Source organism: Niveibacterium sp. (genome assembly GCF_041909475.1).
Lineage (GTDB): Bacteria > Pseudomonadota > Gammaproteobacteria > Burkholderiales > Rhodocyclaceae > Niveibacterium.
This window is the reverse complement of record NZ_JAYRDJ010000041.1, coordinates 23,264-36,685: the sequence shown is the minus strand read 5'-3', so window position 1 is coordinate 36,685 and position 13,422 is coordinate 23,264. Positions and strand designations below refer to the sequence as shown.

General features: G+C 66.0%; 7 protein-coding genes. 5 read left to right on the top strand and 2 right to left on the bottom strand.

Annotated features, from left to right (window positions below; all coding sequences use genetic code 11):
• Window positions 1-433: 433 nt before the first annotated feature.
• On the bottom strand, window positions 434-4,126 hold the full coding sequence (gene recB / locus ACE3P0_RS18925) for an exodeoxyribonuclease V subunit beta (protein WP_374404342.1): 3,693 nt from the start codon (window positions 4,124-4,126) through the stop codon (window positions 434-436).
• Window positions 4,123-7,449 carry an exodeoxyribonuclease V subunit gamma gene (locus tag ACE3P0_RS18920; protein ID WP_374404341.1) on the bottom strand — a complete coding sequence of 1,109 codons (3,327 nt, stop codon included), beginning with the start codon at window positions 7,447-7,449 and terminating at the stop codon, window positions 4,123-4,125. Before ACE3P0_RS18920 ends, recB begins: the two co-directional genes overlap by 4 nt.
• Window positions 7,450-7,562: 113 nt before the next feature.
• Between ACE3P0_RS18920 and ACE3P0_RS18915 the strand changes: the two genes are divergently transcribed.
• The 5 genes from ACE3P0_RS18915 to cheY all read left to right on the top strand — a co-directional run bounded on the left by ACE3P0_RS18915 (window position 7,563) and on the right by cheY (window position 13,360).
• On the top strand, window positions 7,563-9,212 hold the full coding sequence (locus ACE3P0_RS18915; protein ID WP_374404340.1) for an ATP-binding domain-containing protein: 1,650 nt from the start codon (window positions 7,563-7,565) through the stop codon (window positions 9,210-9,212).
• A 76-nt stretch (window positions 9,213-9,288) separates the two neighbouring features.
• Window positions 9,289-10,947 carry a methyl-accepting chemotaxis protein gene (locus ACE3P0_RS18910; RefSeq protein ID WP_374404339.1) on the top strand — a complete coding sequence of 553 codons (1,659 nt, stop codon included), beginning with the start codon at window positions 9,289-9,291 and terminating at the stop codon, window positions 10,945-10,947.
• 84 nt (window positions 10,948-11,031) lie between these two features.
• Window positions 11,032-11,991: a chemotaxis protein gene (locus ACE3P0_RS18905; RefSeq protein ID WP_374404338.1), complete on the top strand. Its 960-nt coding sequence runs from the start codon at window positions 11,032-11,034 to the stop codon at window positions 11,989-11,991.
• A gap of 11 nt (window positions 11,992-12,002) precedes the next feature.
• On the top strand, window positions 12,003-12,950 hold the full coding sequence (locus tag ACE3P0_RS18900) for a chemotaxis protein (protein ID WP_374404337.1): 948 nt from the start codon (window positions 12,003-12,005) through the stop codon (window positions 12,948-12,950).
• A gap of 14 nt (window positions 12,951-12,964) precedes the next feature.
• Complete coding sequence (gene cheY, locus ACE3P0_RS18895; RefSeq protein ID WP_374404336.1) at window positions 12,965-13,360, top strand: chemotaxis response regulator CheY; 396 nt, start codon at window positions 12,965-12,967, stop codon at window positions 13,358-13,360.
• The last annotated feature ends 62 nt before the right edge of the window (window positions 13,361-13,422 follow it).

Genomic DNA, 13,422 nt, shown 5'->3' with positions numbered 1-13,422 from the left:
GCCGGATTACGGCCTTTGGCCCGTATCCGGGCTACGAGAACATCGAAACGGTCAATCGTCGACGCCTTTCGATCCCCCTCTGAAACGCCGAGCAGCGGAGCGTTGCCGGGTTCCGACGTGCGTAGCACGGCGGGGCCGAGGACTGTTCGAGCACCGAGCGAAGCGAGGGCGAGTTCCGCAGGCCCCCGGCGACGCGAGCAGCGCAGGGCACCCCGCCATAGGAGGGGCGTTGAAGCGGGGCGGCACTCTTTGCTTACTTTCTGGTGCTGTTGCCAGAAAGTAAGACGCCCGCCGGGGCGGGACCCGGCTTGAGCGGACAAACGGTCGTAGCTCGACACGGTCGATCGCAAGACGAAACGTTGGACTTCGCAAAGCTCAGCGCAACCTACGACCGTGTCGTTAGCCGCTTCGCGAAGCGTCAGTGCGTGGCCGGTCATAAGGCCAAAACTCCGCCATCACCACCACCCGCAATCAATGCGTCCAACGCTTCAATATCCGCGCGACTCGGCCGCCGCAAATACACCCCGGCCTGAGCGCCGTCCTCAGCCAACCACCCCGGCCGTACGCCCCGGACAAACAAATACAGCGCCCCCCCGATGTGGCTGTCGTAGTCATAGTGCGGCAGCCGCAACTTCAAGTGGCGATGCAGCGCGACGAGGTAGAGCAGGTATTGCAGGTGGTAGCCGTGCGCGGCCATCGCGTCGGCCAGCGCTTCGCCGCGGTAGTCGTCGGCGTTGAAGCCGAGCATGTTGGATTTCCAGTCCAGCACCCAGTAACGGCCGTGGTGCTCAAACACCAGGTCGATAAAGCCGGAGAGGTAGCCGTGCAGGCTCTGGAAGCCTAGCGGCGGCATGCGGTAGCCGCGCTCGGCGAGCCAGGCGTTGAGGCTGGCGGCGTTCAGGGTCGACGCCGGCAGGTTGAAGCCCATTTCGATGAGTCGCTTCTTCATCGGCAGGTCTGCCAGGTGCAGGCCGGCTGGCAGCGGTGTGCTGACGACGTCGCGGATCAGGCCGGTGAGTTGGGCCACCTGACGCGCCAGCTCGCCACGGCCGCCTTCGATGCCGCGTTGCGGGTGATCACGCAGCGCGGCGCGGGCGGCGGCGTCCCAGCTTGCCGGGTCGGTGAAATCGGCTCGCTCGAAGGCTGCGTGCATGCAGTCGCCGGCCGATGCGCCACGCGGAAAGTGCAGTACGTCGTCGGGCGGGATGCTCGCCGGCGTCGGGCCGAGCGGGCGCGGCGAGGTGAGGGCGTCATGGTCCTGCTCGGCACCGTGGGTACTGTGCGCGCCTTGCACGAGCCGGCTGAAGCTGCCGATCTTCCAGGCGTCCGGAATGTGCGCGGGCGCAGGCAGGGCGGTGAGCTGGTCGAGCGGCGGCGGGGTGAGGTCGAGCGGGATTGCAGCCCCAACGGGCAGCGGTGTCAGCGCGATGTCGCCAGCGGCGGCTTCGGCAATGCGTTGCCATGCGGCGTCCATCTCCGTGGCAGTCGCCTCGCCAGCGTCCCACACCTGCTGATCGCTGCCAGCGCCGGCGGCGATCCAGTTCAGCACGCTGCGCGCCGATTCCTTGGTGCTGACGCTCTTGCCGGCGGGCTTGAGGTAGTTGCCGACGACGACGTAGCTGCGGAACACCGCGCGGGTCAGCGCGACGTAGGCGAGCCGCACGTCTTCGGCGGCGCGTTCGCGTTTGCGGGCCTGCTTGATCGTGTCGTCGTCGCCGGCTTCGGGGCGGTAGTCGAGCACGATGCGGCCGTTCGCGTCGTGGTATTCGACCGCGTCGCCGCTGGCATCGCTGCGGCGGTGGCCGTCCCACAGGAAGGGCGTGAAGGTGATCGGGTACTCCAGCCCTTTGGACTTGTGGATCGTGACGATCTGCACCAGCTTGCGGTCAGATTCCAGGCGCAACTGCGCAACCTCTTCATGGCGATCGGCCTGCAACTGGTCGGCAAACCAGCGCATCTGCGCCTCGGGCGAGCGATGGGTATCGCTGGCCTGCTGCAGCAACTCCGCCAGATGAAGCAGGTTGGTGAGCCGGCGTTCGCCGTCGCCGGCCGCGAGCATGCGGGCGACCACGCTTTGCGCGGCATCGTCGCCGGCCAGCCAGCGGCGCAGCATCATGCCGATGCCGCGGTTGTTCCACAGTTCACGCCATTCGGCGAAGCGGGTGACCTGCGCCTGCAGGCGCGCTTCGTCGTGATCCAGCGCGGCGAGCGCTTCGGCGGTTTCGCCCATCAGCGTGGTGGCGAGGGCTGCGCGCAGCAGGCCTACGCGCGCAGGCTCGCGCACCGCGTGCAACACGCGGGCGAGCTCGGTGGCTTCCAGCGTCTGGAACACGTCGGACTGCGAGATCTCGACACTGGCAACGCCGACCTGCGCCAGTGCGGCTTTGATCAGCGCGGCCTGCTTGTGGCTGCGCACCAGCACCGCAATGTCCGCCGCAGCGAGCGGGCGGCCGCCGATGCGGATCTCGCCGCGCTGGCCGGCAGCGAGCAGTCGCGCGATTTCGCTGGCGCAGGCCGCGGGCACCTGAGTCATCGCCGCGCTGCGCAGCATTGCACCGCCGGCTTCGCCGGGTGGCAGTTGCCACAGGTGCAGTGCCGCGTTGGGCGTGCCGCTCTCGTCGCTGAAGACCGGGCGCGGCTTGGCACCGACCCGCACGGTTTCGTAGCCCAGCTTGGGCAGCACGAAGGCGCCGGGGTTGGCGTTGAACAGCGTGTTGAGCGCGTTGATCAGCGGGCCGGTGGAGCGCTGGTTCTCGCGCAGCGTGTAGCGATGCTGGGCCGCGTCGCCGGCGGCAAGGTAGGTGTGCAGATCGGCGTTGCGGAAGCTGTAGATTGCCTGCTTCGGGTCGCCCACGAGGAACAGCGGCCCGGCCGGTTCGCCGGCATAGATCTGCGAGAACACCTCGAACTGCACCGGGTCGGTATCCTGGAATTCGTCGATCAGCGCGGCGGGGTAGTGCTCGCGCAGCGCGGCGGCGAGCCACGGGTTCGCGCCGGAGGTGAGCGCGCGGTGCAGGTTGGCGAGCATGTCGTCGTAGGCCACCACCCGCGCACGCCGCTTGGCGGCACGCAGCGCTTCGCCCGCGGTGGTGAGCATGCGGCGAATCAGCCCAAGGCGCGCATGTTCGAGCGCCTGTTCGGCACCGATCCGGGCGGCGACCAGCGCCTCGGCCGCGTCGAAGAACGCGTGTTCCGGCGCGGTGCGGTTCTTGTTGAGCTTGCCTGCGATGAAGCCAGCGCGCATCAGACGCAGCGGCGATTTGTCGCTCGACGGCGCGACGACGGTGCTCAGTTCGTCGCCGCTGTCGAACCACGCTTCCCACTCGGCCGCACTGGCGTCGATCAGGTGCGGCTTGTACGACGCTGCGTTGAGATCCTTCGCGGCGGCGGCTTGTTTGAGGACTTCGGCTGGCGGCGGGGTCGCTGCAAATGCGGTCCGCGCTTCGTCGAACAGTTGCCGGAGCGTATCGGGCGACGGTGCGTCTTCGGGCGCGGCGGGCCATTCCACTCTCGCCAGCGGGCGCGCGAGCGATTCACGCAGCAGCTTGGCCCAGGTCTCTGGCGTGTCATTGCGCAACAGTAGCCATGCGGCAAGGGAGGGCGGCAGGGCGTCGATGGCGACTTCGCGCCGCCAGAAATCGGCCACCGCTTCGCGGATCAGCGCATGGTCGTCGGGGGTGACCTCGAGCTTGAACGGCAGCCCCGCCGCGAAGGGCGTATCCGCCAGCGCACGCTGGCAGAAGCCGTGGATCGTGAAGATCGCCGCTTCGTCGAAGGTCTGCAAGGCCAGTTCGAGCTGGCTGCGCAGGCGTGCCTCGTCCGCGACACCGCTTGCACGCACCGCGGCGAGCAACTGCGGCACGAAGGGGTCGCCGGCGCTGCCGCGGCCGTCGAGGTGGGCGAGCGTTTCGACGATGCGCTGGCGGATCCGCTCGCGCAGTTCTGCGGTGGCGGCCTTGGTGAAGGTGACGACGAGAATCCGCTCGACCGGCAGGCCGTGTTCGAGCAGGAGCCGCAGATACAGGCCGCAGATGTTCCAGGTCTTGCCGGTGCCGGCAGAGGCTTCGATCAGGCTGATGCCGGAGAGTGGGCAGGCGAAGACGTCGAGATCACGCAGCGTGCTCATGCCGTTTGCTCCGCGTCGGTGATCAGCAGACCGAACACCTCCTGCGCGACCTGCTCGAATTCAGCGTCCAGCGGGTCTGCGACACCGCGCAACGCGAGCTGGTAATGCGGGTCTTCGTTCTCTCCGGCGAACATCGCGCTGTCCCATTTCTTGCGGGCTTCTGAGATGCGCAGCCCGCCCTCGACATAGGCCCAGGCGCTCTTCGGGTAGAAGTGCAGCGGCCGCGTCTGACCAAGGCGGTACCAGGCGAGCAGCCGCTCAAGCTCGGCATGTGCAAGGTCGGCGGGGAGCGGATCGAGGGTCAGATCTTCGTCACTGGCAAGCTGCAGCGTCCTGGCCTGTACGTCAGCCGGCGCGGCGGCGCAGAGCACCAGGTGATACAGGATTGCCTCGACGCGGTCAGCCGCGCGCAGGGCGTCGATGCGGTAGCGGTACTGGCCGCTGGCGCGCAGCCCGGCGAGGTTGCCGCTCAAGCGCCAGCGCTCGCCGCCCAGCTCGAAACTGAGCGCGACCGGCACGGGTGCGAGCGCGGCCTCGTCACGCAGCGGTTGCAGCTTCTGCGAGAACGCAGCGAGCTGCGCAGCTACGTCGGCTCGCTGCACATCACCGAGCGCGCCGTGCGGGTATTCGTTGCCCGCCGCGACGCGCGCCTTCAGCGCGTCAATCGGGCTGCCGGCGAGTACGTCGGCCTCCAGCCGCCGGAAGAGTGCGCTGACGCCTTCGTAGTCGGCGACGAAGGGTTCCTCGTCGGCCAACGCCTCTTCACCCTTCGCAAGCTGGATACCCAGCCGTTCGCGCAGCAGCGCACGCGAGGGGTTGCGGAAGAAGCGCACGAAGCGATCCAGCGGCACGTCGCGCTGAGTCTCGTCGATCGCTAGCGGCGCTGTGAAGAAGGGTGTAGCAGCGCGGGTATCGGCTTCGTCTTCCGCATCGTCCGCCTCGTTGGCATGGTTGGGTGATGCGCCGAGCGGCGCAGTGGGCGCGCGCTGTGCATCGGCAAGGCCAGCGCGCAGCGCGTTGCAGAGTTCTGTGTTGTGGCTGTGCAGGCGGGCGTCTGCACCGGGCAGGAAGAGATCCAGTGCGAAGGGTTGCAAGGGGTGTTCGACGACGAGGCGAGCGCGGGCGGCAGCTACGGCCTCCGCGGACGTGTCGGCCGCGGTCAGCTCGGCGAGCGAATCGAGCAGCTCCGCGACGAGCACCGAGGGCGGCAGGACTGCGTTGTCGCGCTGGCTGCGGCCGGTGTAGGCGAGGATGAAGTGATCCCGCGCGCTGAGCAGCAGATCGAGGAAGAGGTTGCGGTCGTCGAAGCGGCGTTGGCGGTCGCCGCGGCGCGGGTAACGCGCGAGCAGGTCAAATTCGGCCGGGCGGTCGGTGCCGGGGAAGGCGCCGTCGTCCATGCCCAGCGCGCAGAGCACCCGGTAAGGCAAGGGGCGCAGGCTGGCCATCGCCGCGAAGGTGACGCCGCCGGTCGGCACGCCGCCGCGCGCAGGCTGTTCAAGCAGATCCGCGAGTGCGCGGATCACGATGTCGGGCGTCAGCAGGGCGTCGCCCGCCGCATCCATCTGCCGGTGCAGTTCCGCCACGGTGGCGCGCAGCGTGCGCAGGTCTTCCGCCCATTCGAAGCTCGGCGGAATGTAGCGCGCAAGCAGATCGTCCAGTTCGCTGCGCCAGGCTTCGGCAGTGCGCGGTTTGCGCCAGCGCAGGCGGGTGTCGACAAGGTCCTGCACGAAGCGCCACAGCTGGCCGAGCGCCTGAGCGGCTTGCCCTTCCGGGTTGGCGGCACCGGTGCGGCCGGCGAACACCGCGTCGTCGCCCAGTGCGTAGGCGAGGAAAAGGCGCTCCAGCCCGTCGGCGAAGCTGTGCACATCGTGTTCCGGCAGGGCCAGCTCTGCGCGCTGGCGTGCATCGAGCCCCCAGCGGATGCCGGCGCTGGCGACCCACTCGCGCACGGTTTCGAGCGCGGCGTCGTCGAGTTGATAGCGGGCCGCGATCGGTGCGAGTTGCAGCAGGTCGAACACCGCGCTGGCCGGGAAGCGGCCGGGCAGCAGATCAAGCAGGGCTGCCAGTGTGTTCGCGACAAGGTTCTCGCGCGTTTGCCCGCGGCCGGTGATGGTGTAGGGGATGCGGCGCGCGGGCGGTGCGGTGCCGAACACGGCATCGATCAGCGGTGCGGCGCTGGCGAGATCCGGCACGACAACCAGCACGTCTCCCGGCAGGATGGGGGCGACCGGGGCCGAAACCGCGCCACCGAGCAGCGCAAGCAGCCGGTCTTGCAGCGCGTCGAGCTGGCGGGTGAGCGAATGGCATACATGGACTTCGATGCTGCGGTCGTCCGCGGCAGGCGTGAAGCTGGCCGGTTCCAGTTCGAGCAGATCGAGAACTGTGTTCTGCACATGGCCCAGCAGGGTCGCGGCCGGGGCTTCGTCGAAGCGGCTGTCGGCTTCTTCGAGGGCGTCGTCGTTCTCGAACAGCAGGTCGATATGCGCCTGGGTCTGCCGGCCCCAGGCAGCGAGCAGGCGGTTGCCGACCTCGTGAAAGTCGGACCGACCCTGGGCGGCGAGAAAGCTCAGCCTGCGTGCGGGGACGATTTCGAACCAGTGCTCCCGGCAAGGGTTGAGCACGTAAAGCTGCACGTCGCGGTAGTCCGCAAAGGCGCGCAATAGATCAAGGTGCAGCGGTGGCAGTGCCGGCAACGCGAACACATGCACCGGGCCGCTGAGGGCCGGCGTGGCCGTGCGCTGCGGCTGCTCCTGCAACAGGCGGATGAACGGGTGCTGGCCGGCCACGCCCAGCGCGGTGGTCACGCGGCGCCACAGATCACCCAGCCAGTCGGCGGTGTCGTGGTCGTTGCCGGCCGGCAGCATTGGCGCACGACGCAGCCGCCACTGCTCGACCCAGTCTGGCCGGTAAGTCACCGCGTCGGTGAACACCCGGGCGACTTGCTCCGCGAGCTCGAAACGCATTACCGCGTCGGCGTCGGCGAGATAGCTGGCGATGCCCGGGTGATGGCGGACGAAATCGTCTTCATTCAATTGCACCTGAATCGCCCAGGTGAGGCGCCCGGTGTCCAGCGGCGAGCGCTCTGGCGCTGGCATCCATTGCCCGACTTCCTGCCACAGCCACTGGCCGAGGAAGGGGAAATCGACCTGTGCGCAGAGCCCGAAGCGATCTGCCATGTCGAGCTCGATGCGCCGGCGCACGGCGGTGTTCGGCACGATCACCGTCTGCCGGTCGAACGGGCCGGGCTGCTCGGCTTGAAGCCGGGCGAGCAGGATCTGTTCAAGGGTTTCGAAGCGGTTGGCGAAGCTGACACGGATCGGCATGGTGCGAGTCTATCGCGAGGCTGGCTCGCCAGATGAGCCATGCCGCGCGGGGCGTGGCAGCCTGTGCGCAAAGTCGGCGACAATCGGGCGCTTGGTCTTGAGGTGATCCATTCATGGCTCGTATCTACCCTGACGGTTGGGAGGCGCTGGCAAACGGCGCGGCGCCCAGTCTCGTACGCTTGCTCGATACCCTGCGCCGCCTCGGCGAGGCCTTGCCCGACGACTGGGTGGTGTTTCACGGCGTGCATTGGCAGCACGGGGCCGAAGGCCAGGCGCTGTTCGGCGCCGTGGATCTGGCGCTGGTAGCACCGTCGGGCGCCTGCGTGCTGATCGAACAACGCACCGGCTTTCTGCGCGAGTCAGCCGAGGGGCTGTTACGCGGCAGCGCGGCGCAAGCAGTGAACGTGGCGCATCACCTGGGGCGAGCGGTGGCGGTGCTGCGCGAGAAGCTCGCGCGCGTGTCGGCCGACGCTTCGGTCACCGGACTGCTGTTTCTACCCGACTACCGGGTACGCCAGCCGCAGACAGCGGGCCTGGACCCCGCGCTGATTATCGATGCCGATCAGCGTGACGCGCTCGTGGTGCGAGTGCTTGGGCTGGACGCCGGGCAGGCGCCCGACCCGGCGCGCCGCGCCGCGGTATCGGCGTTTCTTGCGGACGAACTTTCACTGACACCCGATGTGGGCGCCGCCGCCGATGCGTCACGGGCGCTGTACACCCGGCTCTCGGGCGGGCTGACGGAGTGGGCGCGGCGGCTTGAGATGTCGCCGCATCAACTGCGCGTCGTCGGTACCGCCGGGTCCGGCAAGACGCAGCTGGCGTTGGCGGTGTATCGCGATGCGCTGGCCGCAGGGCGCCGCCCGCTCTATGTGTGTTTCAACCGGCCGCTGGCGGACCATGTGGCTGCGCTGGTGCCGCCCGGAGGGGAAGTCACGTCCTTCCACCAACTCTGCCTGAGCATGCTGCGCACCACCGGGCTTCAGCCCGATCTGCGCCAGCCGGATGCCTTCGCACGATTGGAGGCCGCCTTCGGCGTGATGGCGGTACCGGCGGAATGGGTGTTCGACGAGATCATCATCGACGAGGGGCAGGACTTCTCACCCGCCTGGCGCGATTCGGTGCTGCGGCTCGGTCGGCCCGGCGCACGCTGCTGGTGGCTGGAAGACCCGATGCAGAACCTCTACGCAAAACCGGCCGTCGACATGCCCGGCTGGGTCACGTTGCGCTCTGCAACCAACTTCCGCAGCCCGCGCGCCATCGTCGATATGCTCAACCGCCTGACGCCCGCGGCGCTCCGGCAGGAGCCCGGCAGCCCGATTCGGGGCGACGCGGTAAGCCTCATCAGCTACACCGATCGTGATGGCTTGATCGAGCAGACCCGCAGGGCGCTTACGCAGGCAATCGGGCTCGGCTTCGAGCGCAGCCAGATCGCGCTGCTGAGCTTTCATGGCCGCGAACGCTCCGCCTTGGTGGGGTTGGACAGGCTCGGGCCGATCCCGTTGCGCCACTTTACGGGGCGCTACGATCTGCTTGGCATGCCGGAGTTCTCCGACGGCGACGTGCTTTGTGAAACTGTGTATCGATTCAAGGGGCAGAGCGCCCCGTGCGTGATCCTCAGCGAAGTGGACTTTGCCGTGCTGGATGACGCGGCACTGCGCAAGTTCTTTGTTGGCGCCACGCGCGCGACGATGAAGCTGTTCGTTCTGGCCTCGGACCCGGCCGCCGCCTTGCTCAACGAAGCGGGCTTCGCCGAGGACGCCTAAAGTCGCTTCATCCCCCGCCGTTAATCGGACGAACGGCGCCCGAGAGCGCGAGCGTGATCAACACGGCGAGGGTCGAATGAGGCAAATCGGGGCGATGATCGTCCTTGGCGCGACAGCGGCGCTGGGGGCGGGGGCCGGAGCTTGGCTCGGGGGTGCAGCGGGTGCTGCGCTACTGTCGGCACTACCGGTTCTTGTTCTCTTCTGGTGGATTCAGCGTCGCCAGTGCGCCGGACTGCACGCTTTAACTGCGCTGCTTACCGGAATCAACCGGGACGGCGATCTGTCGCGGCGCGCCACTGCGGAGGGCGGCGTCAGCGGTGAGCTGGCGCAGGCCTTCAATACCCTGCTGGACGTTGTGCAGGGTGTGGTTGCCAAGGTGATCAGTGATTCGCGGCGCGTGGCTGAGGTCTCGGATCAGCTGGGCGCCCGCTCGGAACGCATGAGCACGAGTACCGGCTCGCAACGGGACGCAGCCAACCAGATGGCGCTGGCGATTGAGCAAATGACCGCCAACGTCTACGAAGTCGCGGAGCACGCCTCTCAAACCGCCCGCATCGCGCAGGAAGCCCGCGAGCTTTCGATTGCCGGCGGTGGCGTGGTGGCCAACGTGTCGCAGGAGATCGAGCGCATCGCACAGTGGGTGGAGCAGTCCGCTTCGGTTGTGGCTTCGCTTGGTGATCGTTCGCAGGCAATCAGCGGCATCGTCAACGTGATCCGCGAGATTGCCGATCAGACCAACTTGCTGGCCCTCAACGCCGCGATCGAAGCCGCCCGGGCGGGTGAGCAAGGGCGCGGTTTTGCCGTTGTGGCGGATGAAGTTCGCAAACTCGCGGAGCGGACCTCCAACGCCACGCGTGAAATCACACAGATGATTGCTGCGATCCAGACTGAGACGTCCAGCGCCATCGCGACGATCGAAGAGGGCAGCAAGCAGGCGCGAAGCGGTGCGCAGCTCGCGAGCAGCGCTTCGGATTCACTTCAGGCGATCGACCGCGGCGCTACCGAAACGATGGAGAAGGTGGACGCGATCGCGCTCTCCATTCAGGGGCAGAGCCGTGATGCCGAGGCAATTCATGGTTCGGTGCAGCAGATCCTCCGCATGATCAACGAGAACGCCAAGGCCGCCGACGAGTCGCGTGGTGAGGCGGCACGCCTGGCGAACCTGGCGGGCAATCTCGGTGAGATCGACAAAGTGTTCCGCCTTTCGGACTTCGGGCAGAACGCGGTTGTGGTGCACGCTGCGCTGCCGGGGGTGGCGATTGCCGCCGCCAAAGCGGTGGGTGAAGCGCTGGAGCAGGCCGTCGCTGACGGTCGGATCACCCTGGATGCCTTGTTCGATGAGCGCTATGTGCCGATCGCCAACACCAAACCGCAGAAGTTCAACACCCGTTTTGATGCGCTCACCGATGAACTGCTGCCAGCGATTCAGGAGCCGATTCTGGAGCAGCATCCCGCCGTGGTGTATGCCGGTGCCGTCGATCGTCGCGGCTACTTCCCCACGCACAACCGGCGTTTCTCGCAGCCACTGACGGGCGATTTCGACAAGGACATGCTCGGCAACCGCACCAAGCGGATCTTCGATGATCCGGTTGGCAAACGCTGCGGCGCTCATGAAATGGAGTATCTGGTGCAAACCTACCGCCGCGACACCGGTGAGGTGATGCACGACGTTTCGGCCCCGATTTATATCCAGGGCCGCCACTGGGGCGGGTTCCGGATCGGTTTTCGTGCATAAGCACCCTCAAGTCCGTAACCGCGGTGCCGTTAGTGTTATTGACGCCTGCAAGAACGCAGGCAGGGCCTGGAGTTGGAGAGACGAATGTCCGAACTACTGAAGAGCATTGACGCGCGGACGCGCCTGGCTGGTACGAACAAGCTCGAGATCCTGCTCTTCACCTTGGGCGAGGATCAGCGCACCAATCGGCGCGAAACCTTCGGCATCAACGTTTTCAAAGTGCGCGAAGTGATGCGTACGCCGCCGATCACGGCTGCGCCCGACATGCAGAGCGCGGTCGAAGGCATGGTTTCACTGCGCGGGCAGCTTGTGCCGATCGTCGATCTGGCCAAGTACACCGGCGTGAACACCGACGGCAAGCGCGACATCATGATCGTGACCGAATACAACGGCCACACCCAGGGCTTCCTGGTTGAGGCGGTCGACACCATCCTGCGGCTCGACTGGGCGCAGATGCGGGTGCCGCCGGAAATGCTGACCTCGCGCCTTGGCGGCTTGGTCACAGCGGTCACGGAACTGGACGACGGCCGCCTGATCATGATGCTCGACGTCGAAAAGGTGCTGTCCGAAACCACCAAGTACGACGACGACTTCCTGTTCAAGGATCTGCCCAAGGTTCGCAAGAAAGACGCTACGGTTTTCTACGCCGACGATTCGGCAGTTGCGCGCAAGCAGATCGAGCGCACGCTCAAGGAAATGGGGATCCGGTCGTTAAGCGCGGTCAACGGCCGCGCGGCGTGGGATGAGCTGGAAAAGCTTGCGAACCATGCTGACATCGTCGGCAAGAAGATGAACAAGCTGGTCACGGTGATCCTGACCGATATCGAGATGCCCGAGATGGATGGCTACATCCTGACCAAGAAGATCAAGTCGGATCCGCGTTTCGAGGGAATTCCGATCCTCATGCATTCATCGCTGTCGGGCATGTCGAACCAGGCGCTCGGCAAATCGGTGGGCGTTGATGCCTACGTGTCCAAATTCGAGCCGCATCGATTGGCTGACTCGCTGTTGAAGTACATCGACGGCGATCAGGACATGCTCTGAAGGGAAGCGCCATGGATCAGGTACAAGGCAATCTGCTCGATTCGGTTGATGCACGGACGAAGCTCGCCGGCTCGAACCGGATGGAAATCCTGCTGTTCTCGCTCGGCACCACCGAGACTTTCGGCATCAACGTGTTCAAGGTGCGCGAAGTCTCGAAGACGCCCTTCATCACCAAGGCGCCGAACATGCCTTCCGGCGTGGAAGGCCTGATTTCCTTGCGTGGCAACGTGATCCCGGTGCTGTCGCTGGGCCGCATCCTCGGCCTCAACGGCCCGGAGGCCGGCCTCGGGGGCTCGATGATGGTCACCGAGTACAGCAAGCGCACGCTCGGCTTCCTCGTCAGTGACGTGGACCGCATTATCCGCGTCGAATGGGACAAGGTTCGCCAGCCCGAAAACGTGTCTTCGTCCGCCGTCAGCTTCATTACTGCGATCACCGAACTGCCGGATGGCCGTCTGGTTTCGATCCTCGATGTCGAGACGATCCTCGCGCAAACCTTTGGCGAAGCGCCGATCGGCCAGATCGCGCCGCTCGGAAAAGACGTCGAATCGAATATCTTCTTCGTTGATGACTCGTCGGTCGCTCGTAAGAAAATCGTCGAAGTGCTGGACAAGCTCGGCGTACGGCACAAACACGCAATGAATGGCTTTGAGGCCTGGACCCGGCTTGAAGGGATGGCCTCGCACGCGCAGTTGCAGAAGCGCCGCCTGGCAGACGAGCTCAGCCTGATCTTGGTCGACGCTGAAATGCCGGAGATGGACGGCTACGTGCTGACCCGCAATATCAAGAGCGACGTTCGCTTCGAGGGCATCCCGGTGGTCATGCACTCGTCGCTCTCGTCCGAAGCGAATCGTGCGATGGGCAAGTCAGTCGGCGTCGATGCGTATGTGGCAAAGTTCGATGCTGAGGTGCTTGCCGAGACGCTGCGCCCATATCTGATGAAGTCGCACAGGGAATAACCCCGGAGAAAAATATGTCCGATCCCAAGATGAAATTCCTCGTGGTTGATGACTTTTCGACGATGCGTCGCATCGTCCGCAACCTGTTGAAGGAATTGGGCTACACAAACGTCGATGAGGCGGAAGACGGCGCCGTGGCTTTGCAGAAACTGCAAGGCGGCGGATTCGACTTCGTCGTGACCGACTGGAACATGCCCAACATGACCGGCATCGAGTTGCTGCAAGCGATTCGCGCGAGTTCTGCGCTGAAGGATCTGCCTGTTCTGATGATTACGGCAGAGGCCAAGAAGGAAAACATCATCATGGCTGCGCAGGCCGGTGCGAGTGGCTACATCGTGAAGCCTTTCACCGCGGCGACCCTGTCCGAAAAGATGGGGAAGATCTTCGAAAAAATGGGCAAGGCGGGCTAATCCGCGACATGCGTGGTGTGCGGTGCGCCTCTCTTAGCGCTGCGCATTCGGTGTGAAAGACC

What these genes read in the sequence shown, in the direction of transcription:
- ACE3P0_RS18920 (WP_374404341.1), bottom strand. Translation starts at nt 7,449, where the DNA reads ATGCCGATCCGTGTCAGCTTCGCCAACCGCTTCGAAACCCTTGAACAG.
- ACE3P0_RS18905 (WP_374404338.1), top strand. Translation starts at nt 11,032, where the DNA reads ATGTCCGAACTACTGAAGAGCATTGACGCGCGGACGCGCCTGGCTGGT.
- ACE3P0_RS18915 (WP_374404340.1), top strand. Translation starts at nt 7,563, where the DNA reads ATGGCTCGTATCTACCCTGACGGTTGGGAGGCGCTGGCAAACGGCGCG.
- ACE3P0_RS18900 (WP_374404337.1), top strand. Translation starts at nt 12,003, where the DNA reads ATGGATCAGGTACAAGGCAATCTGCTCGATTCGGTTGATGCACGGACG.
- ACE3P0_RS18910 (WP_374404339.1), top strand. Translation starts at nt 9,289, where the DNA reads ATGAGGCAAATCGGGGCGATGATCGTCCTTGGCGCGACAGCGGCGCTG.
- cheY (WP_374404336.1), top strand. Translation starts at nt 12,965, where the DNA reads ATGTCCGATCCCAAGATGAAATTCCTCGTGGTTGATGACTTTTCGACG.
- recB (WP_374404342.1), bottom strand. Translation starts at nt 4,126, where the DNA reads ATGAGCACGCTGCGTGATCTCGACGTCTTCGCCTGCCCACTCTCCGGC.